The sequence below is a fragment of the Bulleidia sp. HCP3S3_C9 genome (genome assembly GCF_052064035.1).
Classification (GTDB): domain Bacteria; phylum Bacillota_I; class Bacilli_A; order Erysipelotrichales; family Erysipelotrichaceae; genus Bulleidia.
Map to the genome: position 1 here is coordinate 1 of NZ_JBQHWJ010000067.1, position 9,154 is coordinate 9,154.

Annotated in this window: 9 protein-coding genes and 1 tRNA gene; 9 read left to right on the forward strand and 1 reads right to left on the reverse strand. The window is 34.2% G+C overall.

What is annotated here, in order from left to right:
- Window positions 1-189 precede the first annotated feature (189 nt).
- The 5 genes from ACTND6_RS09860 to ACTND6_RS09880 all read left to right on the forward strand — a co-directional run bounded on the left by ACTND6_RS09860 (window position 190) and on the right by ACTND6_RS09880 (window position 4,451).
- Entirely contained in the window at window positions 190-534 is a 345-nt protein-coding gene (locus tag ACTND6_RS09860; RefSeq protein WP_441023934.1) for a hypothetical protein, read from the forward strand.
- A 21-nt stretch (window positions 535-555) separates the two neighbouring features.
- The gene (locus tag ACTND6_RS09865; RefSeq protein WP_441023935.1) at window positions 556-717 is read left to right on the forward strand and encodes a hypothetical protein; all 162 of its coding nucleotides are present in this window, start codon (window positions 556-558) and stop codon (window positions 715-717) included.
- A gap of 66 nt (window positions 718-783) precedes the next feature.
- Window positions 784-1,668 (forward strand): carbohydrate kinase family protein, encoded by an 885-nt coding sequence (locus ACTND6_RS09870; protein WP_441023936.1) that lies wholly within the window; start codon window positions 784-786, stop codon window positions 1,666-1,668.
- Between the two features lie 4 nt (window positions 1,669-1,672).
- Window positions 1,673-3,973, forward strand: coding sequence for an HAD-IC family P-type ATPase (locus ACTND6_RS09875; RefSeq protein WP_441023937.1), 2,301 nt, complete (start codon window positions 1,673-1,675; stop codon window positions 3,971-3,973).
- Window positions 3,951-4,451 (forward strand): HAD domain-containing protein, encoded by a 501-nt coding sequence (locus ACTND6_RS09880; protein ID WP_441023938.1) that lies wholly within the window; start codon window positions 3,951-3,953, stop codon window positions 4,449-4,451. Before ACTND6_RS09875 ends, ACTND6_RS09880 begins: the two co-directional genes overlap by 23 nt.
- Here ACTND6_RS09880 and ACTND6_RS09885 read toward each other — a convergent pair.
- Window positions 4,426-5,319, reverse strand: a complete 894-nt coding sequence (locus ACTND6_RS09885; protein ID WP_441023940.1) for a LysR family transcriptional regulator — start codon at window positions 5,317-5,319, stop codon at window positions 4,426-4,428. The genes ACTND6_RS09880 and ACTND6_RS09885 overlap by 26 nt on opposite strands.
- 109 nt (window positions 5,320-5,428) lie before the next feature.
- On the opposite strand from ACTND6_RS09885, the gene ACTND6_RS09890 reads away from it, so the two are divergent.
- The 4 genes from ACTND6_RS09890 (at window position 5,429) to ACTND6_RS09905 (ending at window position 8,957) form a co-directional block, all read left to right on the forward strand.
- Window positions 5,429-6,748: a PTS sugar transporter subunit IIC gene (locus ACTND6_RS09890; protein WP_441023941.1), complete on the forward strand. Its 1,320-nt coding sequence runs from the start codon at window positions 5,429-5,431 to the stop codon at window positions 6,746-6,748.
- 63 nt (window positions 6,749-6,811) lie between these two features.
- Window positions 6,812-8,302, forward strand: coding sequence for a family 1 glycosylhydrolase (locus ACTND6_RS09895; protein ID WP_441023942.1), 1,491 nt, complete (start codon window positions 6,812-6,814; stop codon window positions 8,300-8,302).
- 104 nt (window positions 8,303-8,406) lie between these two features.
- Window positions 8,407-8,489, forward strand: a tRNA-Leu gene (locus ACTND6_RS09900).
- A gap of 63 nt (window positions 8,490-8,552) precedes the next feature.
- Entirely contained in the window at window positions 8,553-8,957 is a 405-nt protein-coding gene (locus ACTND6_RS09905) for a hypothetical protein (RefSeq protein WP_441023943.1), read from the forward strand.
- Window positions 8,958-9,154: the final 197 nt, after the last annotated feature.

A 9,154-nucleotide genomic window follows, 5' to 3' on the forward strand; every position in this document is an offset into this window, starting at 1 on the left:
CTGTAGTTGTTTTAATAGTACTTTATTCACAATTTCAAAGATCTGTTTGGGAACCTGCTGGATTTGTTAACATTCCCCAATTTCTTTCATTTATTACTTGACTTCCTTATATAAAATCTGTATTTCGTGATTTATAATATAAGTAACAAATAAGCATGCAGTATTCTTTGTGGAAAGAAGGAAAAGAAAATGAAAAAGATGATTCAGGTACTTCTGTTTTCTGCAGTCATGTTTTCTCCATCATTTTTGAATCATGCTGCTGTAAATGCAGAAGAAAGACATTCTGTTCCAGAAAATTCTTCCATGGTTTCCTATGGGAAGTTATGTAACTGTGGTGGCGTTAACTATCTTCTATCTACCAGCTATGGTAAATGGGTCAATGCATCTGAAGAGAAGTGCACCAGTCATACATATGGCACAGATATCATTCAAACACGTTCTGCTGCAAAAACATATCGCTGCAGTTCCTGTTCAAAAGGATATGTGGAACATTTGATGGAAACAAAAAGAGTTTGTCACGGATACGATTATTAAAGAAAGGAGTGAATTTACTGTATGAAAATAGTTCAGAAACTATTTATCTTTGTATCTGTTGTTGTACTTTGTGTAGGCTGTACACCAAAACAAACAGAAGAAACAAATCAAAACACAACACAAACTACACAAAATACAACTTCTGGGCATCATCCAGAAACACATCATAATGATCATCATTGATGAAGACTCGAATCATCGAGTCTTTTTTTGGAATTTTCTCTGCATTCAAAGTATAATGACTCTATTATGAAAAAGACATTAATGATTGGTCCTTCTTATGTGGACATAAATGCAAAGGTAAGACAACTGCCTAAAGGAAATGAAGATATGGACATTCTATCTACTTCCCAGAAGATTTCAGGAAGTGGATATGTGTGTGCAAATGTATTTGAAAAGCTTGGTATGGATTATGAATTGATTTCTCCAGTTGGGGAAGGTGTATATGGAGATGCAGTAAAAAAACAGGCTTTAGAAGATCATATTGCATTACAGTATGTAGATGAAATGATGAATGGATGTACATATACACTGCATGATCTGCATGATGAAACAAGCCGTTTCATTATGCCGGGTGCAGAATATTATTATTCACGTTATTTTGTAGATGATTATTCTGCGGATGAGATTCGTTCTGTTTGTGTATTTGGTGATATGTTAACACTAGATACGCAATGTACTTCTGAACTTGTTGAAACTTTAGAAGATTTAAAGAAAACAATCTATTTTGTTCCAAACGGATGCAGTCAGAATATTGAACAGGAAGTATTAGAAGCAATCTATTCTTTTTATCCAGTGCTGTATTTGATGGATACAGAAGCGTATTATCTTGCCAATGAATATAGTGGTGAATTGCGTGATACTGCACGTCATTTATATGAAAAAACGAATGCAATGGTTATGATTGTAAAACAAGGAGAGGGTGTATTTGTTTATGATGGTGAAGAAAGCTATCTTGCACCTTGTAAAGAAAAAATAGAATATGAAACGCATCTTGCATTATTCTTAATCGCAAAACAATGTGGAATTGATACAAAGAATGCATTAATGTTTGCCTGTGCATATCCAAATGATACTTCCTTTGATCAAGATATGATCGAAGAGCGTTTAAAAGAATTAGTTATGGTAAAGTAAAACTATGTATGAAGGATTATCATCAAAACAGGTTCAAGAACGATTTGAAAAACATCTCAATAATGAAAAAGTAAAGAAACTGACAAAATCAAATGAACAGATCATTCGTCAGAATGTATTTACATATTTCAATTTTATCAATCTCATTTTGTTTATTCTTGTTTTACTGACAGGAAAGATCAAGAATGGATTATTTCTTGGAACGGTAATCTTTAATGCATGTATTGGCATTTATCAGCAGTTGAAATCCAAGAAACTGCTAGATCGTCTCTCTTTTCTTGCGGAAGACACAGTTAAAGTGAAAAGAGATGGAAAATGGATTTCTATTAGTTTGGAAGAAATTGTTGTTGATGATTTGATTGAAATTATAAGTGGAATGCAGTTTCCGGTGGATGGTATTGTTCTTGACGGCAGTGGTGAAGTGGATGAAAGTTCAATCAGTGGAGAATCACAGCTTGTTGAAAAACAAGTGAATGATTTTGTCTATGCAGGAACAAATTTAACATCTGGTAAAGTGTGTGTGAAGGTTGAACATGTTTCTAAACAATGTATGATTTATCGCATCATTGAAGATGCTTCAAAAGAATCCCCAGCAAGTTCTTACCTGCATCAAGATCTTGAAAAGATGATCAAGATCATATCTATCTGTATTATTCCTGCAGGCGTATTGTTATTTTTAACACAGTTTATGTTCATGCATTTAACAATGCAGGATGCATTGTTGAAAACAATTGCGGCACTGGTAGGAATGATTCCAGAAGGACTTGTTGTATTAACGACAATTGCTTTAGCTGTATCAACCATTAGAGCATCTAAAAATCATGTATTGGTCCAGGATCTTTTTTCCATTGAAGCACTCGCAAGAGTCAATACCGTATGTTTTGATAAAACAGGTACATTAACAACAGGAAATATGAATGTTGTAAATGTTGAATATCTAGGAAATGATAAGAATATAGTTAATACATTGCTCGGTTCTTATTTACAGAATGAAGACACATCTAATCAGACAAGTCAGGCATTGCTTAAATACTTTGATGTGAATCATGCATATGCAATAGGGGAAACCCTTCCATTTTCTTCCAGAAGAAAATATGCTGCGAAAGTTTTAAAAGGAAAAGGTACACTTTATGTTGGTGCATATTCATATCTATGTAAAGAAGTAAATGCATCTTTGCAGGCAAAGATAGATTTCTATACACAACAAGGCAAAAGAGTACTTGTGGTTGGATTTAGTCAAAAAGAAATGATTGATTCCATGAATACTATATCTATTATTGCTTTGATTGTGATCCAGGATGAAATGCGTCAAAATGCAAAAGAAATTATTGCGTACTTTAAAAAGCAAAACATTCAAGTATGTATGATTTCTGGAGATGATCCAAAAACAGTCACTTCTTTAGCAAAGCTTGCTGGAATAGAAGGCAGTGAACAATATGTAGATGTTTCACAATGTGATGAAAGTATGGATGTACTGGCATCAAAATATAACATCTTTGGAAGAGTCAGACCAGAAGAAAAGAAACAGCTTGTATGCGCAATGCAGAAACAAGGAAAGATTGTTTTGATGAGTGGAGATGGTGTAAATGATGTACCTGCACTTAAAGTGGCAGATGTTTCAATTTCCATTAAAGACGCTTCAAGTGCTGCGAAAAATACAGCGAATATCATTCTTATGGACAATGATTTTTCTAAGATTCCTTCGATTGTCAATGAAGGCAGAAGAGTGATTAACAATATTACGAGAGCTTCTTCAATGTATTTGGTGAAAACTGTTTTTTCATTTCTTTTAACGTTATATGTTATCTGTACAAGAAATGCATACCCGTTTCTTCCAATTCATTTAACATTGATCAGTGCGATTGGTGTAGGAATACCAACATTTATTTTACAGATGGAACCTAGTTTTGAAAGAATTCAGGGAAAGTTTTTAAGGAATGCATTTCTAAAAGCATTGCCTAGCAGTTTGACAGTGTTTCTTGCAGCATTTCTTTGTATGCATTTCAAACGAATGTATTCCATCAGTGAACTAAGATTTTATGGAATCTTTGTATTCTTGAGTGGATATGTATATCTTTGGACATTATTAAAAGTATATCAGCCATTTACAAAAAGAAGACTGCTTGTGATTGGATGTATGAGTATATTGCTTGGTATATCTTTGGTGTGTTTTGCATCTGTTATCAATGTATCGGTGCAATGGAAAGATGCATGGCTGTTTTTTACAGGTATCATTGTAGAACCAGTTGTAATTTATGTTTTGACGAAAGGTGTGAATCTATATGATCAGAGAACTGCTGAATAAGAATCATATTTGTATGTTTCTAGATTTTGATGGTGTGATCAATACGTTTTTGAAAGAGGGTACAGAAAGAGAAAAGAATGCATATAAAGATCCTGATTCTTTTGATTTCTGTGATGCGAATTGTATTGATATGTTAAATCAGTTCTGTGAAGGAAAACATATGGATATTGTAATTTCATCAACATGGAGATTTTCAGGATTATCTTTCTGTAGAAAATATCTGAGACAACATGGATTTCATTATTTTCATATGGTAAAAGATACAACAGAGATCAACTGGAGTCATACACGGGAAGAAGAAATTCAAAGATATCTGAAACTGCATCCACAATATACAAAATGGATCATTCTAGATGATATTCCAATTTCCTGCTACGAAAACTATCAGGTACAGACAGATCCATTTGTAGGATTTGATGAAACAGGTAAAGAAAAAGCAGAACAGATTCTGCTTAATCAATCACAGGTTCAATATTAATATTATGATTAATAAAATCTTGTAATTCTTGAAGGAAAATATCAACAGCTTCAGATTGATATTTTCTTTCTTTTTTTGCGAGATAATAGTGAATTTTTGGTGGTTCTTCTTTTAGAGAATAGATAGAAAGCGGATGCGTTTCCATCAATTGAAAAGCAATGGAAAGCGTAACAATTGACCACATGCCTTCTTCATCCATATAGTTTGCTAGATCAGTTCCATTCGATACACGTGCGTAGTAATTATTCTTTCCCCAGATTTCATCATGCCATGCATTGTAGTAGTCATTCCATCGGATGCAGATTTCTTTTTCTGCAGGCAGATCTTTCGCATCAATGTCATTGTAGTATTTTGAAGATCTTGGTGTAATGAGAAATGTTGGTTCTTTATAGATGAGTTTTGTCTGCACATCATATTGTTTTTTCTGGAAAGTTACAATACCAATATCAAACTGGTTCTGTGTCAGTTTATTATAGATTTCTGTTGTATGGTACGTATGAATTGCCAATGCAATATCTGGATGTCTTTTCATGAATTGCTTATAGAATGGAACCAATGTGAAAAGATTTGTTGAATCATTAGAAGCAACGGAAAGAAATTGTTTCTTTCCTTCATACTTTAACTGATTGACTTGTCCAATAGAGTTTTCAATCTGCTGGGCAATCAATAAAAACTTTTCCCCTTGGTTTGTTAATTCAATGGAATGTCTGCCTCTGCCTCTAACAAATAATTCTGCACCAATTTCTTTCTCTAGTTTTTGTATTTTACTGGAAAGATTGCTTTGGTTCATATATAAAGAAGCTGCTGCTTTAGAGATACTGCCATGTTTATAAATAGCTAAAAAAACTCTGAAATCATCTAAATCCATATTATTTCCTCCAAAATATATAAAATTCAATATATTTATTATATATAAAATATCATTTTTATAATTTCTATACAATGTAAAATGAAAGACATTGAAAGGGGTTTCTTAAATGAACGAAAAATTTATGAACGTCATGTTGACGGTTGCTGCTAAGATTGGTAACAATCGCTATCTCGCAGCGATCCGTGATGCATTCACGGATTTAATGCCAATTATCATTGTTGGTTCTTTCTGTACATTATTTTCAAACGTTGTATGTAATACAACACCGGGCTATATGTCTTTAGCAAATGTTCGAGGTCTTTCCTGGCTGGGGCTATTCAAGCCATTATTTGTTGCGGCAAACTATGGAACAATGAATATGATGTCTATCGGTGTTGTTATTCTTCTTTCTGCTAAGGTAGCTGAAAGCTTTGGAAACAAGGATAAGGTCGTTTCTATTACAGCTTTAGGTGCATTTATTTCTCTATGTGCAACTTCAGTTACTGCGACTGCTTTAGAAAGTGGTGAAGAAGTTGTTGTTGCTAACGTATTATCTAGTGACTACACAAGTGCAAAGGGTCTTTTCGTAGCAATGCTTTGTGGTATCTTCTCTGCATTGATCTATGTTAAGCTTGTTGAATCTGGTAAATTGGAAATTCACATGCCAGATAGTGTTCCACCAAATATTGCTAGATCATTTGCGGTATTATTCCCAGCGTTCATTACAATTTTCATTATTGCGGCTGTTGGGTTCGCATTTGAATTACTATTAAACGTAACTCTATTCCAGGCAATTACAAACTTCATTCAGACACCTCTCAAGAATGTCTTGACAGGTTTACCAGGATTCTTGTTCTTGATTTTCTGCACAGTATTACTCTGGTTCTTCGGTATTCATGGAACACAGACACTCAAGGCTGTCTATGAACCAGTATTACTTGCAGCATTTGCTGAAAATGAAGCAGCATACGCAGCTGGAGAAGCAATTCCAAACATTATTTCTACACCATTCATGTCTAACTTTGCAACTGTTACAGGTGCAGGTATTACAGGTGGCCTGCTGCTTGCAATCTTGAGCTTCTCTAAGCGTGAAGATTACCGCTCTATCGCAAAGCTTTCTATTCCATGTGGACTATTCAATATCAATGAACCAGTTACATTCGGTCTTCCAATCGTTATGAACCCAATTATGGGTATTCCATTCATGATTGCTCCAGTTGTTACTAGTGCATTTGGTTATTTCATGACATCTATTGGTTTCTGTGGAAGAATGGTAGTTAACGCTCCTTGGACAACTCCTCCTGGACTCATGGCATTCATGGCTTCTGGTGGCAGCTTCGGTGCTGTTATTACACAGATCTTGGCTGTGTTGATCTCATTCTTGATTTACACACCATTCGTACTCATTTCAAATAAACAGGCAGAACAGGATAAAACTGCTGAATAATGTAGTATCATTAAAATAACAAATAGGGCATAGAAATATGCCCTTTCTTAGAAGAGGTAAAATATGGACAAAAAAGTATTTCCTGAAGGGTTCCTTTGGGGCGGTGCTACTGCTGCTAACCAGTATGAAGGTGGATGGAATGAAGGTGGAAAAGGATGGTCAGTTTCTGACTGTGCTAGAAGCCATTTAGATGTTGATGTTACAAACTATGCAAAACAGAATGAAGTTTTAAGCAAGGATATTGAAGAGGCTTTAGCACATCCAGAAGATTTAAAGCATTATCCAAAAAGACATGGTTCTGATTTTTATCATCACTATAAAGAAGATATTGCTTTATTTGCAGAAATGGGATTTAAGACATTCAGAATGTCTATTGCTTGGTCAAGAATTTATCCAAATGGAGATGATGCTGCACCTAATGAAGAAGGCTTGAAGTTCTATGATGAAGTATTTAATGAATTAAAGAAATATAATATTGAACCACTCGTTACAATTTCTCATTATGAACCACCTCTCAATCTATGCTTGAAATATGATTGCTGGTATAACAGACAGACAATTGATTTCTTCATGAACTATGTTTATACAATTGTTGATCGCTATAGCGATAGAGTGAAGTACTGGCTGACATTCAATGAAGTTGACTCAATGATTCGTCATCCATACACAACAGGTGGATTGATTAAAGATCGTTTTGCTGATAAGAACTGGGAAGAAGTGATTTTCCAGAGTATGCACCATCAGTTTGTAGCATCTGCATTAGCTACAAAATATATTCATGAAAAAGATCCAGAAGCTAAGGTTGGATGCATGTTAACAAAACTAACATATTATCCATATACTTGTAAGCCAGAAGATCAGCTGGAAGCACAGCAGAGAATGCGTGCAACGTACTGTTATTCTGATACACAGGTATTTGGAGAATATCCATCTTATTTGTTAGCTAGATTCAAAAATCATGGATTGAATATTGTAATGACAGAAGAAGATTTAGATGTTATGAAGAAGTATCCTGTAGACTTCATTTCATTCTCTTACTATTCTTCCAGCTGTGTAGCTAAGGATACTGAAGGCTTACAGACAACAGCTGGCAATACAGTAACAGCAATCAAGAATCCATACTTGAAGGCAAGTGAATGGGGCTGGCAGTCTGATCCAATTGGATTGAGAATTTCATTGGTTGATCTTTATGATCGTTATAGAAAACCTTTATTCATTGTTGAAAATGGATTGGGTGAAAAAGAAACACTTGTTGAAGATGGCAATGGCAGCTATACAGTCAATGATGATGCTCATATTGCTTACTATAAAGACCATATGAAAGCAATGTATGATGCAATTGTGGAAGATGGTGTTGATTTAATGGGTTATACATCATGGGCTTGTATTGACCTTGTATCTGAATCTACAAAGCAGATGTCTAAGAGATATGGCTTTATCTATGTTGACTGTGATGATGAAGGAAATGGAACTTTCAACCGTTACAAGAAAAAATCATTCTACTGGTACAAGAAAGTCATCGAAACAAACGGTGCTTACTTATTTGAAGAGTAATACAAAAGAGAATTTCAGAAATAACATCTGAAATTCTTTTTTTTGACTAAAAGCTCAAATTTATTGTTTAATTTGTAAAAATTTTGTATAATACATTAGCACTTGCGGATATGGCGGAATTGGCAGACGCGCTAGTTTCAGGTTCTAGTGGGGGAGACCCATGCAGGTTCAAGTCCTGTTATCCGCACTGTAAAGCCTTCTTGTAAGGCTTTTTTTGTTTTTGATATGTAGAACATGATAGAGTAAATGTATGCAGAAAACGATAGAAAATATGATTTCACACATTTGTTTATATATTGATCAGTTAATATTTTTTAGAATTCACATTCCATGGAATCATCATTATAGAAGAAAAAAAATTCAGCTGTATCCAAGTGAAGAACAATGTCAGATGATTCGTGAAGCAGGAGGAGATATTCAACATGATATCGCATATCCAGCATATTATGACAATGTTCTGTATGATGGAGATATTCTCTGTACAAAGATTGGATGCAGGGATTTTGAAAATCATCAGGAATTAATGGATAACGTTGATATGGAATTTCTTGAAAATGTTGAGCATTATTATGAAGCATATAAATATTTTTATTTGACGTTATGGCTAGATCGTAAGCTGCATCCAGTGGAAATGGATCCCGAATCAATTAAATGATAATTGTATATTTGTAAAGAATTTTTTGGCTATATTAGCAAAATGGTGAACATATTTTAATATTGTACAAATATATGGACAGTAATAATGATCCAGTAGCATTATAATGTCATCACATTCAAGGAGATGACATTATGAAAGATACTGAAATCATTAACTTTTACAACAATCTAGATCAATATGCAAAGGATAAAATC

Coding starts and splice junctions, on each gene's coding strand:
- ACTND6_RS09870 (WP_441023936.1), top strand. CDS start 784: ATGAAAAAGACATTAATGATTGGTCCTTCTTATGTGGACATAAATGCA.
- ACTND6_RS09875 (WP_441023937.1), top strand. CDS start 1,673: ATGTATGAAGGATTATCATCAAAACAGGTTCAAGAACGATTTGAAAAA.
- ACTND6_RS09885 (WP_441023940.1), bottom strand. CDS start 5,319: ATGGATTTAGATGATTTCAGAGTTTTTTTAGCTATTTATAAACATGGC.
- ACTND6_RS09865 (WP_441023935.1), top strand. CDS start 556: ATGAAAATAGTTCAGAAACTATTTATCTTTGTATCTGTTGTTGTACTT.
- ACTND6_RS09905 (WP_441023943.1), top strand. CDS start 8,553: ATGCAGAAAACGATAGAAAATATGATTTCACACATTTGTTTATATATT.
- ACTND6_RS09895 (WP_441023942.1), top strand. CDS start 6,812: ATGGACAAAAAAGTATTTCCTGAAGGGTTCCTTTGGGGCGGTGCTACT.
- ACTND6_RS09880 (WP_441023938.1), top strand. CDS start 3,951: ATGATCAGAGAACTGCTGAATAAGAATCATATTTGTATGTTTCTAGAT.
- ACTND6_RS09890 (WP_441023941.1), top strand. CDS start 5,429: ATGAACGAAAAATTTATGAACGTCATGTTGACGGTTGCTGCTAAGATT.
- ACTND6_RS09860 (WP_441023934.1), top strand. CDS start 190: ATGAAAAAGATGATTCAGGTACTTCTGTTTTCTGCAGTCATGTTTTCT.